Source organism: Lysinibacillus sp. NPDC093197 (assembly GCF_044754025.1).
Taxonomy (GTDB): domain Bacteria; phylum Bacillota; class Bacilli; order Bacillales_A; family Planococcaceae; genus Lysinibacillus.
Genome location: NZ_JBIVOH010000006.1, coordinates 1 through 21,182, shown reverse-complemented (window position 1 = coordinate 21,182; position 21,182 = coordinate 1). Strand labels below are relative to the sequence as shown.

The window sequence follows — 21,182 nt, the reverse complement described above, 5'->3', positions numbered from 1 at the left end:
TATTCCAATTGATTACTAAAAAAGGATAAAAAAATGACAAAAGGCATCAAGAGTTACTTCATGTTGCCTTTTGTCGATACTCAGAAAGGATTGCTTTTCTAACAAAATCGCAATGCTTTACTAGCTTATCCATTTTGAATTGTATTCATAATACGCTCTTTAACATCCCATTTAACTGTAAACATGACGAACTGGTGCTTTTCGCGCTTCTCATCATAACATTCCGTTAAGTATCCTTTTGCTTGTTGGATTTGTTCAGCAATAAACCCTGCTTCTAGTCTGAAGCTTCGATTATGAATTTGCAAAAGTGTTGGTTCATTTGTTAAATGGAAAATGCGTCCATCTTTAGACTCCTTTGTCAATTCAAGAGTACCCCAGCACGCATCCGCGAAAAATGCGATAAGTTCTTCTTGACTTTTACAAGGGAACTTCCGTGCAAGCTCTTTTCCAGCCCAATAAAGTACGTCATCTTCATGTTTACCGAGTATAGAAGATAGTATATGATCACGGATTAATTCATATCCAAATGGTGAGATTGTATTAGATGGATTATTTAACATTGAAATCCTTCTTTCTTAGAATTTTCTTATAATTTAGCGTCAATAAAGTAAAGGTAGAATTTTCGAGAAGAAACGACACGTTATGTACTAGATTGCTTCTATAATAAGGGCTATTAAAAACTCTATGTTACCTTGACGCTCGTAGCACTTGAGAGTACAATAAACATGTCATAATATTGTACCATGATGAAATACACAGTCAATGGAGTATCATTTACAAAATGGTGACTTCTTTTGTTGTGCTATTTTAAGTACTAAGGGGGGTAACAGTCTTGTCGAAAGATCGAGAGTTTTTATGGCGTCGCTTACATTCTCTACTAGGTATCATTCCAGTAGGTCTGTTTTTAACGATGCACCTATTCATTAACTTTACAGCAACAGGCGGAGCAGAAAGTTACAATGATGCTACCGCAGTAATGGAAAAGATTCCATTTCTTATCCTAGTAGAGTGGATTGTCATCTACATTCCATTAATGTTCCACGCATTTTATGGTGTGTACATCGCATTCACTGCTACACCAAATACAGGGCGTTTTAGCACATACCGTAACTGGATGTTCTCATTACAACGCTTCACTGGTGTATTTTTAGTAATTTTCATTGCATGGCATATTTTCCAAACTCGTATTCAAAAAGCGCTTGGTACACACGTTGATTACGACATGATGGCAAATATCGTAAGTAATCCATTTATGCTTGGATTCTATATTGTTGGTATTATATCAGCAACTTTCCATTTATCAAATGGCTTATGGGCATTCCTAGTAAGCTGGGGTATCACACAATCTCCTCAGTCTCAAAAGATTGCTACTTATGTAACAAACGTTCTTTTCGTAATTCTAAGTGTAGTTGGTGTGGCTGCTATTTTAGCTTTCGTATAATTTAATAAAGCTACTATAGAAGTGCATGCAATCTTTGCAATTTTTTAAGAGGAGTGAGAAATAATCATGGCGAAAAGCAAAATAATTGTTGTCGGCGGCGGTTTAGCTGGTCTGATGGCAACGATTAAAGCAGCTGAAGTTGGTACTGAAATTGATTTATTCTCATTAGTTCCCGTAAAACGCTCACACTCTGTATGTGCGCAAGGCGGAATTAATGGTGCCGTAAATACAAAAGGTGAAGGGGATTCTCCTTGGATTCACTTTGATGATACAGTATATGGTGGGGACTTCTTAGCGAACCAACCACCTGTTAAAGGTATGTGTGATGCAGCCCCTGGTATTATTCACTTAATGGACCGTATGGGTGTAATGTTCAACCGTACGCCAGAAGGTTTATTAGACTTCCGTCGTTTCGGTGGTACGTTAATGCACCGTACAGCATTCTCAGGTGCAACAACTGGTCAGCAATTACTATACGCGTTGGACGAGCAAGTTCGTTCTCACGAAGTAGCTGGATTAGTTAACAAATATGAGCACTGGGAATTCCTTGGTGTAATTATCGATGATGACGGCGTTTGCCGCGGTATCGTAGCACAAAATATGCGTACAGAAGAAATTAAATCATTCCGTGCAGACGCTGTTATTATGGCGACTGGTGGCCCTGGTATTATTTTCGGTAAAACAACAAACTCTGTTATTAACACAGGTTCTGCTGCTTCTATCGTATACCAACAAGGTGCTTCATACGCGAATGGTGAGTTCATTCAAATTCACCCAACAGCGATTCCTGGAGATGACAAAAACCGTCTAATGTCAGAATCTGCTCGTGGTGAAGGTGGTCGTATTTGGACATATAAAGACGGTAAACCTTGGTACTTCTTAGAAGAAAAATACCCTGCATACGGTAACTTAGTACCACGTGATATTGCAACACGTGAAATTTTTGACGTTTGTGTAAACCAAAAGCTTGGTATCAACGGCGAAAACATGGTATACCTAGATCTTTCTCATAAAGATCCACACGAATTAGATGTTAAACTTGGTGGTATCATTGAAATCTACGAAAAATTCGTAGGTGATGACCCACGTAAATTACCAATGAAAATTTTCCCAGCAGTTCACTATTCTATGGGTGGATTATGGGTTGACTACAACCAAATGACTGAAATTCCTGGTCTATTTGCAGCAGGTGAATGTGATTATTCTCAACATGGTGCAAACCGTCTAGGTGCAAACTCATTATTATCTGCTATTTATGGTGGTATGGTTGCAGGTCCAAATGCAGTTGATTACGTTAAACATCTTAAAAAGCATGCTGAAGATTTATCTCAAGATATTTTCGAAGCACGTGTTAAAGAAGAGCAAGCTAAGTGGGATGCTATCATGAAAATGGACGGCACAGAAAACGCTTACCTTCTTCATAAAGAGCTTGGTGAGTTAATGACAGCTACAATGACAGTTGTACGCTTTAACGACCAACTTGAAGAAACATATAAAAAACTTGGGGAATTCCAAAAACGTTGGGAAAACATCAATATCAACGATACACAAAAATGGAGTAACCAAGGTGCTCACTTTACTCGTCAGTTGAAAAACATGCTTTACTTAGCGAAAGTAATGACAAAAGGTGCTTTACTTCGTAATGAATCTCGTGGTGCGCACTATAAACCAGACTTCCCGCAACGTGATGATGAAAACTTCTTAAAAACAACTATGGCGAAATTCGACCCAGCTACGGGCGAGCCAGTTATCACATATCAAGAAGTAGACGTTTCATTAATCCCACCACGTAAACGTGACTACTCTGCGAAAGGAGACTAAGAATTATGGAAATCGCAGCTAATACTGGAAGAAAAGTAAAAGTTGAAATTTTACGTCAAGATACACAAGGTGGCCAAGGCTACTGGCAGAAATTCGAAGTTCCTTACCGTCATGGTATGAACGTTATTTCTGTGTTAATGGAGATTCAAAAAAATCCAGTGACAGAAACTGGTGAAAAAACAACACCAGTTTCTTGGGACATGAACTGTCTTGAAGAAGTTTGTGGAGCATGTTCAATGGTAATCAATGGCCGTCCACGTCAATCATGTTCAACACTGATTGATCAATTGACTGAACCAGTTCGCCTTGAACCAATGAAAACTTTCCCGGTTGTACGTGACTTACAAGTAGACCGTGATCGTATGTTCAACGCACTGAAAAAAGTAAAAGCATGGGTACCAATCGATGGTACTTATGATTTAGGTGAAGGTCCTCGTTTGCCAGAAGGTAAACGTCAATGGGCTTATGAATTATCTAAATGTATGACTTGTGGTGTATGTATGGAAGCGTGTCCAAACGTGTCTGAAAAAGCTTCATTCATTGGGCCAGCACCATTATCACAAGTACGTCTATTTAACACACACCCAACAGGTGCAATGATTAAGGACGAACGTTTAAATGCAATTATGGGTGACGGCGGTCTTGCTAACTGCGGTAACTCTCAAAACTGTGTAGCTGCTTGTCCTAAAGGGATTCCTTTAACAACATCTATCGCATCTTTAAACCGTGCAACAACAGTGCAAATGTTCCGTAACTTCTTCGGTTCTGACCATTACGTTGACTAATTGTACAATGAAAATCCCTTACACAATTGTGTAAGGGATTTTTTTATAGACTGTTAGTTATAAGAAAATAGGTGATTCGGGAATAAAACACTAAAATTTCTGATTTTTCTATCATAATATAGCAATTTCCTTTATAATGAATTTATATTCATTTTTAAACTATTAAAATACGGCTAAATACACAACAGTTTCGTAAAACATAAGTTGGATACAGAACGAAGGGGGAAGTTAAATATGAAAGCAAGTTATATTGGGGATTTTGAGAAATGGGCAAATGATTTTTCATTTTATATTGAAGTACGTGTTCGTTTTTCAGAAACGGATATGTATGGCCATATGAATAATACAGTTAGTTTTACATATTTTGAACAGGCTAGGATTGATTATTTTAATCATCTGGGCATATTAATGCCTTCTGCAATTGATGACAATGTAAATGGGATTCCAATCGTAGCGGATTTACAATGTGATTATAGAAAGCAAGTTTTCTTCGATGATGTCATTCGCGTGTATACGAAAGTAGCTAAAGTAGGGAATTCATCAATGGATATTCATTACTTAGCAAAAAATCAAAAGGATGAAGTATGCTTTACAGGACGTGGTACCGTTGTACAAATGGACCCTCGAACAGGTAAAAGTGTGCCAATAACAGAAGAAGAAAAGGCACATTTAGCTGCATTAGCTATTATTTAGCTTGCATCAGCAAAAGTCACTTCTATAAGTGGGGATATAGCTAAATGCTAAATGCGTAGATGTCACAAATTTAAAGAGGAACTTTTCGAGCAGGTTCAAAAGAGCTGGACGTAATTACGCAAAGGTAATTGATTCATCTTTTATTTGTAAATTGCGCTATTATAGAAGAACTTCCGATTTTTTTGTGGAAACTACGTATATTAATGAAAATAGCCGTCACCGCTCAACACTCCTTAACATAAGTTACAATACGTGCGGGGGAGGAGGGTGTGACTGAAAATGAATGGCTCTCATCATCGTTCTCTATTAACAAACCGAGAACGTGAAATATTTGCGCTTTTATTAGCTGAAAAAACAACGAGGGATATTGCAGGGCAACTTGGTATTAGTGAAAAAACAGTGCGAAATCACATTTCCAATACAATTCAAAAGCTGGGTGTAACAAATCGATCTCAAGCGTTGATTGAGCTGTTACGCTTAGAAGAATTTAAATTAGACTAATGGACTCTTGCTATTTCGTGAAAAAAACGACAAAATAGAACTATTCAACGTATTTTTAGGAGTGGAATAGTTATATGTCGGATGAAGTAACAAAGCACTCACCTGAAACCGTTGCAACGGTTGAAAAGGAACTACGCTATATAGCGGCCATTGTGAAGCAAAAAGGAAGAGAAATTGTTTCACACTATGCGATTACGCCGCCACAATTTGTTGCATTGCAGTGGTTAGAAGAGCTTGGTGATATTACAATTGGCGATTTATCAAACCGTTTATACTTAGCTTTTAGTACGACAACAGATTTAGTGGACCGAATGGAGAAAAATGAATTAGTCAAGCGAATGCGTGATGAAAATGACCGTCGTGTCGTTGTCGTTCATCTTCTCGAAAAAGGCGAACGTATTATTCAAGAGGTTATAGAAAAAAGACAGCAATATTTGCAGGAAATGCTTGTTGGATTTAACGAACAAGAAGTCGCGCAATTATCAAGCTATTTACAAAAACTACATGTACACATGAAACAGGATTGAGGCGGAAAGTATGAATGCCCCGATAGGCGTTATTGATTCAGGAGTAGGCGGTTTAACCGTAGCAAAGGAAATAATAAAACGTTTACCGAATGAAACGATTTATTATATCGGTGACACTGCAAGATGTCCCTATGGTCCACGAACTCGTCAGGAAGTACGAAATTTTACTTGGCAAATGGCAAAAGCGCTAGAGAAAATGAATATCAAGATGCTAGTCATTGCTTGTAATACAGCGACTGCAGTAGCACTCGAAAGTTTACAACGTAATATGCCTTTTCCGGTATTAGGCGTTATTAATGCTGGCGCACGTGCAGCTGTAAAGAAAACGAAGCGACATGAAGTCGTTGTGCTTGCAACAGAAGGAACAATTAAAAGTGGGGCATATGAAGAAGCATTATTATCTCTGAATACGTCTACCCACATTATTCCATTGGCTTGTCCAACATTCGTACCACTAGTAGAAAGTGGCGAATATAAAGGTGAATTTGCAAACAATTTAATTGCTGATGGCTTAAAACCGTTAAAAAACGAACAATTTGATACGGTCATTTTAGGATGTACACATTATCCTATTTTGCAAAAACAAATTGAAGCTGTTGTCGGAGAAGATGTATTCGTGCTATCTTCTGCGGAAGAAACAGCAAAGGATGTTGAGGAAATGCTTGCGTATAATGGCACTTTAGCAAATTCAAATGCTAAGCCCGCACATAAATTTTTTGCAACGGGTTCTGTTCCAATTTTCCGTTCGATTGCAGAAAGTTGGCTAGAGCAAGGTACGCTTGACATAAACCGTATTACATTAAAATAAAAATCAGCTTAGCTTAATAGCTAGGCTGATTTTTTTATTTCGTAATAATGTATGGAGCTAAATGTTTTACATAAATAAATAGATTGCAACGAACATCGCTGCACTGCCAGCCATTACAAAAACATGCCAAATTGCATGGTTATACTTAATGTTTTTGTTCTTATAAAAATAAGTGCCTGCAGTATAAAAAACACCACCGATTAAAAGTGTCATAAACCCATTGAATGAGATGTAGGCAACTAATGGCTTATAGGCGAAGACAATGAGCCATCCCATACCAATATAGACGATTAAAGATATTTTTTTAAAACGATACACGAAAAATTGCTTTAGAATGATACCGATGAAGGCAAGTACCCATTCAATAATAAAAATGCTCAATCCAAGCTTTCCACCAACCGCAATTAATGCAATCGGTGTATAAGTGCCAGCGATTAATAAGAAAATGGAGCTATGATCTAGTTTTTTTAAAAGCACCTTATTTGTCGGCAGTGAGTGATACAAGGTGGATGCTATGTATAAACAAAACATCGATAAACCAAAAATAATGTAACTAATAAGCTCGGTGCTTGTACCAGTTGTTAAAGCTTTATGCACTAATAGAAGGGTAGCAGGAACTGTCAAAAATGCACCTATTCCATGAGTTAGCGCATTCCAAAATTCTTCCTTTATGGTATAACTACTATGCCCAATTGTTGGTTGAGACATGACCATCACCTCTTTCTTTATTATATTACTATAACATGAGGAGATTTTTCATTGTAGATGAAAATGTAATGCAATTTATATGATAAATATCATATATTGGGCGTAGTAAATCGTCGCACCAATGTAAAATATGATAAAATAAGGGCGCGAAAGATTTTAGGAGGCACGATTAATTATGACAAGATTTGATGGTAGAAATGCAGATGCATTGCGTCCTGTAAAAATGGATAGCGATTATTTATTACATCCAGAAGGCTCAGTTTTGATCCAAGTTGGAAATACGAAAGTAATTTGTACGGCAACAGTTGAAGATAAAGTACCAGGTTTTTTACGCGGCCAAGGTAAAGGATGGATTACAGCTGAGTATTCCATGCTACCACGTGCCACAGCACAACGTACACCACGTGAATCGTCACGCGGAAAAGTAAACGGGCGTACAATGGAAATCCAACGTCTTATTGGGCGTGCATTGCGTGCTATCGTCGATTTAGAGGCTTTGGGTGAACGTACGGTATGGATTGACTGTGATGTGATTCAAGCGGATGGTGGGACACGTACTGCGTCAATTACAGGTGCATTTGTAGCGATGACACAGGCGATTGCTAAGCTTGCTGAAGAAAAACAACTAGAAAAATTCCCAATTACAGATTTCTTAGCTGCTACTAGTGTAGGCATTGTTGAAGAGCAAGGTGCAATTTTAGACTTAAACTATGTCGAAGATGTTGATGCAGCTGTAGATATGAACATCGTCATGACTGGTGCTGGCCGTTTTGTAGAACTACAGGGTACAGGGGAAGAAGCAACATTTTCAAGAGAAGAATTAAATGAATTGCTAGCATTAGGTGAAAAAGGAATCCAAGAATTAATTGAACTACAAAAACAAGCGCTTGGAGATCTGGCTCATAAAGTAGGAGGAAACAGCTAATATGAAACAAGTTGTAATTGCTACAAAAAACAAAGGCAAAGCCAAAGATTTTGAAGCGTTATTTGCGCCCCTTGGCTATGAAGTGGTGACGATGTTTGATGTCGCACCAAATATGGAAATAGAGGAAACAGGCACTACATTTGAAGAAAATGCTGTGTTAAAGGCAGAAGCTTTGGCGAAAGAGCTTGCTACTATTGTTATTGCAGATGATAGTGGGCTAGCTGTGGATGCGTTAAATGGTGAACCAGGTGTTTATTCGGCACGTTATGCTGGAGATCATGATGACGAGGCGAATATGGTGAAGCTATTGCAAAATTTACAAGACGTGGAAGATGATAAGCGGACAGCTCGATTTTGTTGCTGTATTGCCATTGCAGGTCCAGATTTTGAAACGACAACTGTTTTCGGCACTTGTGAAGGTGTAATTGCACGTGAAAAACGTGGTACAAATGGCTTTGGATATGATCCAGTCTTTTTTGTACCAAGCTTAAATCGTATGATGGCTGAGTTATCGCCAGAAGAAAAAGGTGCTATTTCTCACCGTGGAAATGCCATTCGTAAGCTAAAGGATCAATTGCCAAATCTTATTAAGTAAGAGGTGATTTCTATGCAAATATTAGTCATGAGTGATACACATGGAGATAGCGCTGTTATTGATAAAGTACGTAGCTTTTATCCAAATGTAGAAACTTTGATTCATTGTGGCGATAGTGAGCTTCCCTTTTCCCATGAAGCACTCAACGATATGAAGAAAGTTCGAGGAAATTGTGATATCGATAAAGCATTTCCAGATGAAGTCATTATTGAAGTGGAAGATGTTACTCTGTTTGTGACACATGGTCATTTATTTAATGTGAAAACATCCATTTTATCATTGTCGTATCGTGCAAAGGAGGTCGATGCACAAATTGCCTGCTTCGGCCACTCGCATGTATTAGGTGCTGAAATGATTGATGATGTCCTATTTATAAATCCAGGAAGCTTATTAAAGCCAAGAGGTCGCAACGAAAAAAGCTTTGCAGTTATAAATATTCAAGATGATTATTTTCAGGTCAATTTCTTAACAGATGACAATGATTGTATTTCAACGCATAAGTTTGTTCGGAAATAAGTCATAATAAGTCATAAGAAATGACCCTTATATAAAAACGCTTAAGATTCTGCTAAAAGAGAGTTTAAGCGTTTTTATATTTATGCAAAGCAATGTTGCTGGAAATTATGTCCACGGATTAATTGCATTATAGTAGAAAAACTAAATGAAAAGAACAAGGGTGATTAAATGACAAAGACAAACAACATAGGTTGGAATTTCGATAATAGCTATGCTCGTCTACCAAGTTCATTCTATAGCCGTCTTCAATTGAATCGTGTACAAGCGCCTAAATTGGTGATTGTTAATGAGGCAGTTGCTAAGTCCCTTGGATTAGATTATCAAGCCCTTCAACGTGAAGACAGTATCGAGATACTTGCAGGTAATGATGTGCCAAGTGGTGCATGTCCGCTTGCACAGGCTTATGCAGGACATCAATTTGGGCATTTTAATATGTTAGGAGACGGTAGAGCACTGCTTCTAGGCGAACAAATCACACCAACAGGGGAGCGCTATGATATTGGGCTTAAAGGGTCAGGGCGAACATCGTATTCTCGAGGGGGTGACGGTCGCGCGGCACTCGGTCCGATGCTCCGCGAATATATTATTAGTGAAGCGATGTATGCACTAGGCATTCCGACTTCTCGTAGTTTAGCGGTGGTGACGACAGGCGAAACGATCATACGTGAAACTGAACTGCCTGGTGCTATTTTGACGCGTGTTGCAAGCAGTCATTTGCGTGTGGGGACATTTCAATATGTGGCACAATGGGGGACGGATGAAGAGCTTCAGCTTTTAGCCGATTATGCGATAGAACGCCATTTCCCAATGATTGATCAGAAGCACCCTAATCGCTATTTGAGCCTCCTTCAGGAAGTTATGGAGAGACAGGCTAAACTCATTGCACAATGGCAACTAGTTGGCTTTATTCACGGTGTTATGAACACTGATAATATGACCATTAGCGGTGAAACAATTGATTATGGTCCTTGTGCTTTCATGGATACGTATAACCCTGCAACAGTTTTTAGCTCAATCGATAGACAAGGTCGCTATGCATATGGAAACCAGCCACCTATTGGAGGGTGGAATATTGCGCGTTTTGCTGAATCATTGCTTTCGCTCATTCATGACAACGAAGAAGAGGCAGTGACATTAGCCCAAGAAGTATTACAACAATATCCTCAGTTGTATTACGCCAATTGGTTATCAGGCATGCGAGCGAAATTAGGGATTTTTAATGAAGAAGAGCAAGATGCAACATTGATTGAAGAACTGCTAACATTAATGGAAAAGAATGATGCCGATTTTACGAATACATTCCGTGCTTTAACTTTTAATAAATGTGAGGAAACAGTTCTATTTGATAGTAAAGAATTTAAAAATTGGTATGAGCAGTGGCAAGCAAGACGTGAAAGACAAGAGGAAACAGAAGCGGCCTCACAACAATTAATGCGAAATAGCAATCCAGCAATTATTCCTCGAAACCACAGAGTAGAAGAGGCATTAGAAGCTGCTGTTACGCACGGTAATTATCAAGTGATGGACAAGCTATTACAGGCTCTTTCACAGCCATACGCCCATTTAGCTAATCAAGAAGAGTATGCCACGCTACCAGCACCAACAAGCTGTCCGTATCAAACGTTCTGTGGCACATAAAACATAGCTTTAAAACGAAGGAATTAATTTCCTTCGTTTTTTTATTGAAGTAAAAGGAAAGCGGTAACAGCACAAAACCTTTAAGCATACGTTATGTATGAATAACAGAAAAGGAGACTGTGCAACGTGCATCAATATTCTAAAGGTTGGTTTGTAAAGGAGCTACGTGCAAAGGGAATATTAGTACATCCTCAATTAAAGAGCCATCTAGGGCTTTTTAAAGAATCTGAACTACGCAATTTATATTACCGCTATGTTGACAAGCAACCAATCGATACGGAGAAATGATAGGTTGGTTTAAATAAAGGGGAACCACTAGTTTATAGGAAAATAACGAAACACCAGATTGATGGACAAAAGATATTGTCGATGAATCTGGTTTTTTATTGATTCGTTTAATAGAAGCGGTAGCAAAATTGCATTACAATTGCCATTGCAATCATATCCGACATTTCGAGTACCTCTGCTTCGATCTCATCAAAAACTTGCACATCTTCTTGATAGTCTTTTTGAATCATGGTAACAGCTTCTTTTTTCGTTAAAGCTAAATGGCTATAAAACATTTGCTGTACAGCTTCTTTACTCAAATAAGGATTAATCGTACTTAAAAATATAGCGATGTCATCGGCATTACGATACCATTCTTTTTCTTTTGCTGCTGCTGTTGTCGCATCGCCTTTATTCGCTGCTGTAACGAGCTGCGCTGCAATAAGTAGATGCTCTTTAATAAGCTCAGCGTACCGATCAGCTATTTGATCTCCATAGAATGGACGAAGACAATTTCCTAAATCCGTTGCATTGCGTAAAAGACGCGTTTGCACAAATGGTAAATCTGGCAAACCAAAGACAATGCTAATAATGGTCATCCTCGTCCAATTGACATGCTCCATCCACAACAGTCGATTCATCGCTAAATAATCAGATTCGGCTTTACTAATGCACTTTCGATTATCGCGCTGTGGTTGTAAAAAGTGCCGGATAGGGGCTGTATACTGCTTGTATGGGGCAGTATAGATGGCGCTTAATGAATTGCTATAATATTCATTTGAATACGGAAACAATGCACGTTCACTCCCTCAAGTATACATTCTATTGTAGAATACTCGACAAGATCTTTCAGTGTGCATGAATGCAGAGCGTCCATTATTCTTCATACAACATTTTCTTTGTCATACCCCCATCGACGGTAAGGTTAATACCAGTAACAAATCGATTTTCGGGATTTGTTAAATACAGACATGCTTGTGCAATATCTTCTGGCACGCCAACACGTCCTGATAAATGTTGTGCATGATCGATTGAACGTAGCTGTTCATAATCCCCCGTTTCAATCCAACCAGGCGAGATACAATTGACCGTAATCAGATCTTGTCCTAAAGAGCGTGCTAAAGCGTGTGTTAAAGCGACAATACCGCCCTTTGAAGCGGCATATGCTTCCGTATCGGGCTCAGACATAAAAGCCCGTGTAGAGGCTAAAGAAACAATCGAACCACCATTCTCATTCATCCGCATTATTTTAGCCGCCTCTCGTGAACAGAATAAAACACTCGTTAAATTCGTTTGTAAAATATCATGCCATTGTGCAAACGTAATATCATAAGGAGACAATTGTAGAAACTTTCCAGCATTGTTAATTAAAATTGTAATCGTCCCGTAATGTTGAACCGTTTGCTGCATTAAAGAAATAATATCTTGTTCCTTTGTAACATCTGTCTCTACGAATATTGCCGAATAACCTTGCCCATGCATTTCTTGCTCCAGCTGTTTACCGAGCTCTACATTGACATCTGCAATGACAACCTTCGCACCACTTTTTGCATATGCTAGCACCACACCTTTTCCAATTCCTTGTGCACCACCAGTCACGACAACAACAGCGTTTTCAAACATACTCATTCCTCCAATTTTTACTTTTCATTATTTTAGCAAAAATAGGGCAGTGAACTATATTGAAATGTCATAAAGAAACATCTAGATTCATACAATAAATAGGTATATAATATTTTCAAGGCAAACCTTGCCTTCATAGTAAAAATAATGTTGACATTATGTTATAAACGACATATAATAAATATTGTCTTTCCTAAGAGAAAATTAAATTAGAAATTAGGAACATACATCATGTCTCAGTAGCTCAGCAGGATAGAGCAACGGCCTTCTAAGCCGTCGGTCGGGGGTTCGAATCCCTCCTGGGACGTCTAAAGGTTCAGATAGAATAAGTTTGAACCAACTGGAAAGCGCTTCAAATCCTTTAATATCAAGGGTTTGAGGCGCTTTTCCTTTTTTTGAGAATACGTTAGAAAAGGATAGAAAATGAAAAGTTTCTACACATTTTCTACACAAGAAAATGTATCACGAAGTCGCTTCTTGGCTGTAATTACACTAAGCCGAGCAGACTTCTGGGTAACCCATATTTCATTAGTTTTTATTTATCATTTATTTCTTTTTTTATCATGGAAATAGTGTTCCTAGAAAGGCCGGTTTCACGATGAATATTCATAATTGATTCTTTATATTTCCGTGTATCAAGGATCGGTAAATTTAAAATCACAATATCAATTTCATCATCGGTTATTCGCTTCCACTCATTAAGGATTTCTTGCTTATTACGTCCAAAACGGCTTAAATCATGGATAACTAACACATCACCGAACCGCATTTTGGATCTCATTTCACGATAAACTAAACGAGAAAAATCTTTACCTGACTTTTTTTTGCACCCAAAAGCTTCAAGTTCTTTCAGCTGCCAATCTATATTTTGATCATCAGAACTAATCCTCGCATAACCAAAATCATTATGTATTAACTCCTTTACAACTTAAAACGAACATTATAAACCTTGATATTACTACACTTTTATTTGTTCAGCTAGAGTCGACATAAAATGAACATTTTCTTAAGAAATATGCCGCCTTTAAGGCGGCCGGCTATTAATGAGCTGCTTTCCTTTTCAATTTGATGAATAAGAAATTTATCTAAGCAATAGTGTCTGCATACGCTGTGGTGTTTAATTTGTTTGTGAGCTAATAAAATACCATATATTTGGTAATATTTGACACAATTAGTAATGTTAGTTAAAAATATATCATACAAATGGGAGTTGTTTATTTATGGCACATGAAGTAATTACAATATCATCTGGAAGTATCGAAACTGGATTAACTAATCTTAAAATAACTATTGAAGGCGAATCTAAAATGCCTTTTTGGAATCATGATTTAAAAGTTAAGGCTGTTCTTGTATTGTTAAATTCAATCGATATTAAACATTATTACGAGGACAATCTTCAAGACCAAGGATATCAATCAGCGAAGGAAATTATTGATAGTACTAAGTACGCTTTTGGTCTATATGTAATTTGATTAATAGCAATTACATATAGGGGTGTTGAAACAGTTTTTGACGTAATTATAGTGAGGTGTTTTAAATTAAACGAATGGTAATGCTGTCTTTATTGTCTTTATTTTTAGTAGGCTGCGGAGAACCTGATGTTTACGATATGTTAGAACAAATGGAGAAAGAAGAATTAAAACGAATAAAAAATATGACTGAGGAAGAACGCAAAGCTGAGGAAGAAAAGACCGCGCAAATTAAGGCTGAAGAAGAAGCTAAATATTTAGCCGAATTAGAGCAAGCAGAATGGGAATCCGAATATGCGGATGTAATTTACTACAAAATAAGCCGGTATTCATCAGATGGCAAATTTGTAGATAAAGATAAATATTTGTTAACACCTCTTTCTGAAACCAAATTACAAATGTATAAATTCAAAAACCGAGGCTTTAATGCCAACTTAGATTCTAAGTCGGTAATTGTAAATTCAGCTTTTTTAGGTGGTGTACCTAGAGGGCAATTTGATATTTATGCTGTTGTTTGGACACGTGATGGTCGAGCATTAGAAGACATGATAAGAGTTAAAGTGGCTCATCTAGACATTAGTCGTGGATGGTAGATATATAAGGGGTGGCGTCAGATTTATGTGGAATTACAAAGTTAAGAAAAAAATCTTCCAAAACAACACTTTGGGAGTATATTCTTCTTCAACAATCTGGCCAGATTGTGGAGTAACTCATATATTCCTAGTGGACTTAATACGAATTACACAAGGATATTTAGGACGTTTCTTATTTTATTTTCATTATTTTTGTTGAACTTACCTTATTATTCTCAATGGTTAAATTACTATATTTTGTATATCGATTTTTGTATAATTATAATATCTTTAATTGAAAGAGGAGAAAATATTGAGTGATTTAATTGAACATTTTAAAGCTAACTTAGATGACACTTCATTAACTGAAAATGATATACAAAGGTTCCTTGAAGAAAATACAGAACTTATTCCGACCCCTTTTTTATTAAATCACCACCTACACTTTAATAGTATAATATCAAAATTCAAGATAAGTGACGGACTTATTTCTGATTTTGCCTTTCTAACTAAGTCTTCAGATTTTTGGAATTTAGTCTTGGTAGAATTAGAGGACCCTAAGAAAAGAATATTTACATCTAACAACGAACAAATTAAATTTCATTCAGACTTTAATCATGCAATGGATCAAATAACAGAATGGAAAGGTTATATTGAACAAAATTCTGAAGAAATAAAGAGAAGAATAGACCCTATCCGAGTCCCCTTAAATGATCGACCAATTAGGTTTAAATATGTATTAATATATGGTAGGAATTTAGAAAAAGAAAATGATCATAGAAGAACTAGGATGTTTGCACAAAAGACCAATGATGACGTAAGGGTAATGACTTTTGATTCTTTAATTTCAGAATATACTTTAGCACAATATAGATATGGGAAAATGATATTATCTCATTGGCGTGAAGGGTATAAAGTAAAATCGGTTCCTACCAATTTAGACACAAGTATATTTGCTTATTTAACCCCTGTGAAATTAAAATTAGAGCTAGAGGAAAAAATGTCGTTAATTCAACAAGGTTACGAAATAGAAAAATGGGAAAAAGGAAGTCCTTTAAGTTACAATAGCAAATATACTGAAGAAACCTTTAATGCCAAGATGTCACAGCGGTTTAAGTCCACTTAAAATAACATTGATAATGCCTCTTTGGTAACTATTTAACTCCTAAAGGTATAGTATAAATTATGCGTTTTTGTACTTTTCTAATATGTCATTTTTACGATATTCAAATCGACTACAAGTTTTACTAATTTTTATCTTACAACAATTTCTGTTCAAAGAACTTTTTTGTTTTTTCTTTGTTATGCACAATCCTTGAATAAATGATTGTGCATCGTTTTGTTTAAGGACACATTCTAATTCAACAAATGTACTTAATTTTATGAAGAACATAATCAAACTTATTTTGTTACGTAGAACAACGATATTTTTCAATAGATAATGAGATGTTCAACAACCGGGCGCAATTCTTGAAGATGAATTGTGCCTTTTTCAGCAATAGGGCCATGATTGTTGAGGAACTCATGTATTACGTAGTAGACACATACTGTGCAATATATAATTTTCGTTTTAGATAACTTTTGAAATAGTGTACTTAAGCGAAAGTGCAGTTTAATTCAAAAAGGATAATGAGGTTAAAGATTCTTGTCTAAATGGATGGTGGTTCTACTAGAACCACCATTATCATTGATATTTTTGGAGTATCGTTATTGGAATAGATAGTTCAGTATCTATTCCATATAAGAAATTTTTTAACAATAATCAAGTTCTATATAGATTTTTGATACTATAATGTTTTTGCGTAAGGATTCTTCTCTTCAATAGCTGGAATAAAATTCAATCTCTTATTACCATCTACCTACTTATATAAGTAGGTAGATGTAGACCTATGAATTAATAGTAATTTACTAAAACTAGTCTACTGTGATTATTGTTTTAATCAGTCACTGTAGACCTTTTTTATTGCCTTTGAACAGGGAAAAAGAAGTGGATGATTCAATTTTACGGATTTCCTTATACCTATCTCAATAATATATTCACTAGATATATTATTTCATACTCGATATACTAATTATAAAGGAAATTTTTACATTGGAAAAATATGTAGGGGGAACCGGGATTATGTATATCAATAAAGTGAAAATAAATAATTTTAGGAATTTTAATGAAACGGAAGTTGAATTAGGAAAACAAATGGTTATTGTTGGGGAAAATAAAGTTGGAAAGTCTAACTTCATGCATGCGCTAAGATTGGTTTTAGATCCAACTTTATCTGAATCAAGCCGTTTATTACAGCTTTCAGACTATTGGGATGGTCTAACTCGACCATTAAATGACGAAGAAATAAGAATAGATATTGAACTTACTGGGTTTGAACAAGATGATAAATTAAAATCTGTCCTTTCTGATTTTTTAGTGAAAGCTTCGCCATTAACTGTAGGCTTAACGTATAGATTTTTTCCAGAAGATGAAGACGGAAAAAAAGTTTATAATTTTAAAGTTTATGGAACAGAAACAGGAAATATTTTTAGTTACGAACAAAGGAAATGGTTGCCGCTTGAGGTGTTATCAGGGTTAAGAGACACCGAGAGTGATCTATCAAATTGGAGAAAATCTCCTTTAAGGCCTTTAATTGAAAGAGCAATTGAAACGACAGATAAGCAAGAACTAGAGAAAGTTGCTGCGGACATTACAAGTTCAACAGATTCTTTGAAAGAATTGGACGAAATTGAATCATTAACTGAAAGAATAAATACTCAATTAGAAAATATTGTAGGAGATAGACATTCGATAGAAACTAGCCTTGGTTTTTCTCCTGCTGATGCTTCAAAACTTTACCGGGCAATAAAGATGTTTATTGATGATGGAAATAGAGGAATTAATGAGGCCAGCTTAGGATCTTCCAATTTGCTATATTTAGTGCTGAAGCTTCTTTCTTTAGAACAATATGTAGATGAAAATGAACGTGCTCATACTTTTTTAGCTATTGAAGAACCAGAGGCACATCTACATCCTCATTTACAAAGATTACTTTACAAATATTTGTTGAATCATGATAAGTTGATAGTTGAAGGTTCTCAAGAGCAGCATCAAATTCATAGTGTTTCTAATATTTTAACAACGCACTCACCTCATATTGTAAGTGTCGCTCCATTAAAATCTATTGTTTTATTAAAAGAAACGCACGGAGAAGATAAATCTACAAAAATAGTCTCTACTGCAAAAATTTCTTTAGATGATAAAGATGTGAAAGATTTGGAGCGCTACATTAATGTCACAAGAGGGGAAGTTCTTTTTTCTAAAGGGGTAATATTAGTTGAAGGAGACGCTGAAGAGTTTCTGTTACCTTCACTGTCAGAATTGCATGGAATTGATCTTGATAAACATGGAATTACTGTGTGCTCGGTATCTGGTACCAATTTTCTTCCATATATTAAGCTTTTGGGGAGTGAAGGATTAAATATTCCTTTTGCAATTCTTACCGACTATGATCCAAGAGATACGCTACCTCTAATTCATAATCGGTTAATAAAATTATTAAATTTTATAGATAAAGAACATGATTATAAAGATTTAGGAACTGAAGATCTAATTATCTATGGAAAAGAATTTGGTATATTTACAAATAGCCACACTTTAGAGGTTGATCTATTTGATACAATGCCTAATGAAATTACAGAAACATTAATTGAATTGACAACAAATAGTAAGGCGATCAGTAGAGCACAAGGCTGGAAGTTAGCAAGTAACATTAAAGGAGATGAAAACAGCTATCTTTCCGACATAGAAAGTATTGGTAAAGGAAGATTTGCTCAGAGATTATCGACTAATCTTACAAGTTTATCAGTTGTTCCTGAGTATGTGAAGGGAGCCTTAGATTATGTCATCGCTAGAGTTTGATAAGGTACTTTATAGAGAAGCTTCTAAAGATTTATCAAATAATGAAGAACAACTAAAAGTTTATAATTCTACAGGGAATTGTGTCGTTCTTGCGGGTCCAGGTAGTGGAAAATCTAAAATTCTTACATTAAAGTTAGCAAGAATCTTGAATGAAGATATAGAAGGACCTCAAGGAATTGCTTGTTTAACTTACAATAAAGAATGCGCTAGAGAACTTAAAGAGAAGCTATACAAATTAGGAATCATTGAATCAACTACAGTTTTTATTGATACTGTACATTCTTTTTGTTTAAATCATGTGATTAGACCATACAGACATTTAGTGAACACTAATTTACCAAATGAAATTAAAGTTGCTACTTCAAAGGAAGTAAGGGAAACAATGCTTCGAACATTCAATCTAACTATTGGAAAGTATGAACGGTATACTTCATACTGGTCAACAGCGTTTAATGTTTATAGAAGAACGTTTATAGAGAGGAAATCATCCGAATGGAAAACTAACGACAGCGATATAGCAGGATGGATTCTTAATTACGAAAACTCATTAAGACATCAAGGGTTAATTGATTATGATGATATGGTTTTGAATGGGTTGTGGATGATTGAGGAAAATCAATGGATTCAAGGATTACTTCAAGCTAAGTTTCCTGTTATAGCAGTTGATGAGTATCAAGATTTAGGTGCATCCTTAGATAGAATAATAAGAGTTCTCTGTATAGAAAATGACACTCGTCTTTTAGCGGTTGGGGATCCTGATCAATCAATATATGGATTTACAGGAGCTCAACCTAGTTTATTAAATGACCTTGCTCATCAATCAGGTGTATTAAAAATTAGACTAAAAAAGAACTACAGATCAAAGGGGAATATTGTTAAGGCATCGATTGCTTCATTATTAGAAGAAAGAGATTTTGTTTCAAGCAGAGATGAAGAAGGAAGTATTAAGTTTTATGGTATTAAGGACGGTATAGATGCTCAATGTGATTATATTTGCGAAGAAATAATCCCTAAAATTCTTTCTTCAGATCCTTCCAGTACGCTTGGGGATATTGGAGTGTTGTACATTGATAAAAATGATGGGGATCGAATTGCTGAGAAAGTAGCAAAGGAAGGTCTACAATATATTCGAGTGGATGGAAATGCTCCTTACAGTAAAAATAAGCTAACTGTGTGGATAGAAAACTGTGCAATGTGGTGTTCTGGAGGATGGTTAAAGGGAAGACCACAATTTTCTGAAATTGAGCGTACTTTCATTTCATTTTTTTCACATTCAAATATTTCAGATGCAAAACTAGAAAGTAAGAAATTAGATCTATTCCAATTTTTATTTCAAAGCAGAGATGTTGAACTTAAACTAAGTGATTGGCTTGATGAATTTAATAATCGTATTGTTTCTGAATCATTAGATTGTTTTACTGAAGAGCCAGATATAGTAAAAGAATATGATAAATTAATTGAATCGGCAAAAAATGGACAACTAAAAGACTTTAAAGTATCTTCTTTATCTCGACAAGTAGGATCTAAAAGCCATTTAAATTTATATACGTTGCATAGTTCTAAGGGTTTAGAGTTTAAGTATGTCATTATGTTTGGTTTGGAGCATGGAAGGATACCTTGGTTGAATGCTAATGAAGATAAGATAAATGAGTCAAGGAGATTATTTTACGTAGGTCTAACTAGAGCAAAAGATGAAATTCATTTATTATATTCAGGATGGTATTATGATTACTTTGATAGATATCAAAATCATGGGCCATCTAACTTTGTCTTAGAACTTAAAGAGTTTGTAGATAATAATTTGTAAATCGATATTTTGCCTTTTGGTGTTGCACTTAATATTACAATTCGTCAATTTCAAAAATAAAATAGAGTATTTAATTTTTATTAATCCACTCTCAATTGAAATAATAAAAATAGAACAGATTTTGAGATTATTAATGGTATCCCAGATGTGAAATTTGCTCCTATTATTGGTATGGAATCACATATATACATAGGCGGGAAATTTAATAAATGAGATATTTAGTATACCCCTTATAAGAGGAATAACTAAATAAATTGCGAGACTTTAAGTTCTAGAAAATAGGATGAATTCCCTATTTGTTTAGCGATAGAGGCAATAGATTTATTCCATTAAGGTAAAGGGTGCGATTCCTGAATATGAATTGTACCCTTTTCAGCAATAGGGCCGGATTGTTGAATAAGGGGTCTAGTCAGATTTATACGGATTCACAACGGTAAGCAAAGAAATATCCCCAAATGAAAGTTAGGGAATAACCCCCCATTCAATTGAATGAAGTGACCCCTAAAAGTTAGACACGGTTTTTTCATTTAGGCAGCTTGGGTAAACTGAGTTCGGTATTGTACCGGACTCAGTTTTAATTTTGCC

The 21,182-nt window shown here is 35.9% G+C and carries 22 protein-coding genes and 1 tRNA gene; 18 read left to right on the top strand and 5 right to left on the bottom strand.

The window, feature by feature from the left end; all coding sequences use genetic code 11:
• Positions 1 to 125: 125 nt before the first annotated feature.
• Complete coding sequence (locus tag ACIP9G_RS15805) at positions 126 to 560, bottom strand: YslB family protein (protein ID WP_340823172.1); 435 nt, start codon at positions 558 to 560, stop codon at positions 126 to 128.
• 272 nt (positions 561 to 832) lie between these two features.
• Between ACIP9G_RS15805 and ACIP9G_RS15800 the strand changes: the two genes are divergently transcribed.
• From ACIP9G_RS15800 to racE, 7 genes are all read left to right on the top strand, one after another.
• Complete coding sequence (locus ACIP9G_RS15800; protein ID WP_340823173.1) at positions 833 to 1,441, top strand: succinate dehydrogenase cytochrome b558 subunit; 609 nt, start codon at positions 833 to 835, stop codon at positions 1,439 to 1,441.
• 66 nt (positions 1,442 to 1,507) lie between these two features.
• Positions 1,508 to 3,262: a succinate dehydrogenase flavoprotein subunit gene (gene sdhA / locus ACIP9G_RS15795; RefSeq protein WP_340823174.1), complete on the top strand. Its 1,755-nt coding sequence runs from the start codon at positions 1,508 to 1,510 to the stop codon at positions 3,260 to 3,262.
• A gap of 5 nt (positions 3,263 to 3,267) precedes the next feature.
• A complete protein-coding gene (gene sdhB / locus ACIP9G_RS15790) occupies positions 3,268 to 4,047 on the top strand; it encodes a succinate dehydrogenase iron-sulfur subunit (RefSeq protein ID WP_340823175.1) in 780 nt (259 codons plus the stop codon).
• A 234-nt stretch (positions 4,048 to 4,281) separates the two neighbouring features.
• On the top strand, positions 4,282 to 4,740 hold the full coding sequence (locus tag ACIP9G_RS15785; RefSeq protein WP_340823176.1) for an acyl-CoA thioesterase: 459 nt from the start codon (positions 4,282 to 4,284) through the stop codon (positions 4,738 to 4,740).
• 279 nt (positions 4,741 to 5,019) lie between these two features.
• Positions 5,020 to 5,241: a helix-turn-helix domain-containing protein gene (locus ACIP9G_RS15780; RefSeq protein ID WP_172772342.1), complete on the top strand. Its 222-nt coding sequence runs from the start codon at positions 5,020 to 5,022 to the stop codon at positions 5,239 to 5,241.
• Positions 5,242 to 5,315: 74 nt separating this feature from the next.
• On the top strand, positions 5,316 to 5,768 hold the full coding sequence (locus ACIP9G_RS15775; protein ID WP_401020591.1) for a MarR family winged helix-turn-helix transcriptional regulator: 453 nt from the start codon (positions 5,316 to 5,318) through the stop codon (positions 5,766 to 5,768).
• 10 nt (positions 5,769 to 5,778) lie between these two features.
• Positions 5,779 to 6,576 (top strand): glutamate racemase, encoded by a 798-nt coding sequence (gene racE / locus ACIP9G_RS15770; RefSeq protein ID WP_340823177.1) that lies wholly within the window; start codon positions 5,779 to 5,781, stop codon positions 6,574 to 6,576.
• A 66-nt stretch (positions 6,577 to 6,642) separates the two neighbouring features.
• Here racE and trhA read toward each other — a convergent pair whose 3' ends face one another.
• Positions 6,643 to 7,284, bottom strand: coding sequence for a PAQR family membrane homeostasis protein TrhA (gene trhA / locus ACIP9G_RS15765; protein WP_401020589.1), 642 nt, complete (start codon positions 7,282 to 7,284; stop codon positions 6,643 to 6,645).
• A 175-nt stretch (positions 7,285 to 7,459) separates the two neighbouring features.
• Here trhA and rph point away from each other — a divergent pair, with 175 nt between their 5' ends.
• From rph to ACIP9G_RS15740, 5 genes are all read left to right on the top strand, one after another.
• Positions 7,460 to 8,209, top strand: coding sequence for a ribonuclease PH (rph, locus tag ACIP9G_RS15760; RefSeq protein WP_340823181.1), 750 nt, complete (start codon positions 7,460 to 7,462; stop codon positions 8,207 to 8,209).
• 1 nt (position 8,210) lies between these two features.
• Positions 8,211 to 8,804: an XTP/dITP diphosphatase gene (locus ACIP9G_RS15755; RefSeq protein ID WP_401020587.1), complete on the top strand. Its 594-nt coding sequence runs from the start codon at positions 8,211 to 8,213 to the stop codon at positions 8,802 to 8,804.
• Between the two features lie 12 nt (positions 8,805 to 8,816).
• Positions 8,817 to 9,320 carry a metallophosphoesterase gene (locus ACIP9G_RS15750; RefSeq protein ID WP_401020585.1) on the top strand — a complete coding sequence of 168 codons (504 nt, stop codon included), beginning with the start codon at positions 8,817 to 8,819 and terminating at the stop codon, positions 9,318 to 9,320.
• A gap of 168 nt (positions 9,321 to 9,488) precedes the next feature.
• Positions 9,489 to 10,958: a protein adenylyltransferase SelO gene (locus ACIP9G_RS15745; protein ID WP_401020584.1), complete on the top strand. Its 1,470-nt coding sequence runs from the start codon at positions 9,489 to 9,491 to the stop codon at positions 10,956 to 10,958.
• 126 nt (positions 10,959 to 11,084) lie between these two features.
• Positions 11,085 to 11,246 carry a DUF2639 domain-containing protein gene (locus tag ACIP9G_RS15740; RefSeq protein WP_340823188.1) on the top strand — a complete coding sequence of 54 codons (162 nt, stop codon included), beginning with the start codon at positions 11,085 to 11,087 and terminating at the stop codon, positions 11,244 to 11,246.
• A 107-nt stretch (positions 11,247 to 11,353) separates the two neighbouring features.
• Here ACIP9G_RS15740 and ACIP9G_RS15735 read toward each other — a convergent pair whose 3' ends face one another.
• Together ACIP9G_RS15735 and ACIP9G_RS15730 are read right to left on the bottom strand one after the other, a co-directional pair.
• Complete coding sequence (locus ACIP9G_RS15735) at positions 11,354 to 12,019, bottom strand: hypothetical protein (RefSeq protein ID WP_401020581.1); 666 nt, start codon at positions 12,017 to 12,019, stop codon at positions 11,354 to 11,356.
• 82 nt (positions 12,020 to 12,101) lie between these two features.
• Entirely contained in the window at positions 12,102 to 12,848 is a 747-nt protein-coding gene (locus ACIP9G_RS15730; RefSeq protein WP_401020579.1) for an SDR family NAD(P)-dependent oxidoreductase, read from the bottom strand.
• 233 nt (positions 12,849 to 13,081) lie between these two features.
• Here ACIP9G_RS15730 and ACIP9G_RS15725 point away from each other — a divergent pair.
• Positions 13,082 to 13,155: transfer RNA gene (locus ACIP9G_RS15725), tRNA-Arg, on the top strand.
• 228 nt (positions 13,156 to 13,383) lie between these two features.
• On the opposite strand, the gene ACIP9G_RS15720 is transcribed toward ACIP9G_RS15725, so the two are convergent.
• Positions 13,384 to 13,761: a recombinase family protein gene (locus ACIP9G_RS15720; RefSeq protein WP_401020859.1), complete on the bottom strand. Its 378-nt coding sequence runs from the start codon at positions 13,759 to 13,761 to the stop codon at positions 13,384 to 13,386.
• Between the two features lie 307 nt (positions 13,762 to 14,068).
• Here ACIP9G_RS15720 and ACIP9G_RS15715 point away from each other — a divergent pair, with 307 nt between their 5' ends.
• From ACIP9G_RS15715 to ACIP9G_RS15695, 5 genes are all read left to right on the top strand, one after another.
• Positions 14,069 to 14,320 (top strand): hypothetical protein, encoded by a 252-nt coding sequence (locus ACIP9G_RS15715; RefSeq protein WP_401020577.1) that lies wholly within the window; start codon positions 14,069 to 14,071, stop codon positions 14,318 to 14,320.
• Between the two features lie 74 nt (positions 14,321 to 14,394).
• Entirely contained in the window at positions 14,395 to 14,910 is a 516-nt protein-coding gene (locus ACIP9G_RS15710; RefSeq protein ID WP_401020573.1) for a hypothetical protein, read from the top strand.
• A 292-nt stretch (positions 14,911 to 15,202) separates the two neighbouring features.
• A complete protein-coding gene (locus tag ACIP9G_RS15705; RefSeq protein WP_401020570.1) occupies positions 15,203 to 16,015 on the top strand; it encodes a Shedu immune nuclease family protein in 813 nt (270 codons plus the stop codon).
• A gap of 996 nt (positions 16,016 to 17,011) precedes the next feature.
• Positions 17,012 to 18,790 (top strand): ATP-dependent nuclease, encoded by a 1,779-nt coding sequence (locus ACIP9G_RS15700; protein ID WP_401020568.1) that lies wholly within the window; start codon positions 17,012 to 17,014, stop codon positions 18,788 to 18,790.
• The gene (locus ACIP9G_RS15695; RefSeq protein ID WP_401020565.1) at positions 18,771 to 20,597 is read left to right on the top strand and encodes an ATP-dependent helicase; all 1,827 of its coding nucleotides are present in this window, start codon (positions 18,771 to 18,773) and stop codon (positions 20,595 to 20,597) included. Before ACIP9G_RS15700 ends, ACIP9G_RS15695 begins: the two co-directional genes overlap by 20 nt.
• Positions 20,598 to 21,182 lie beyond the last annotated feature (585 nt).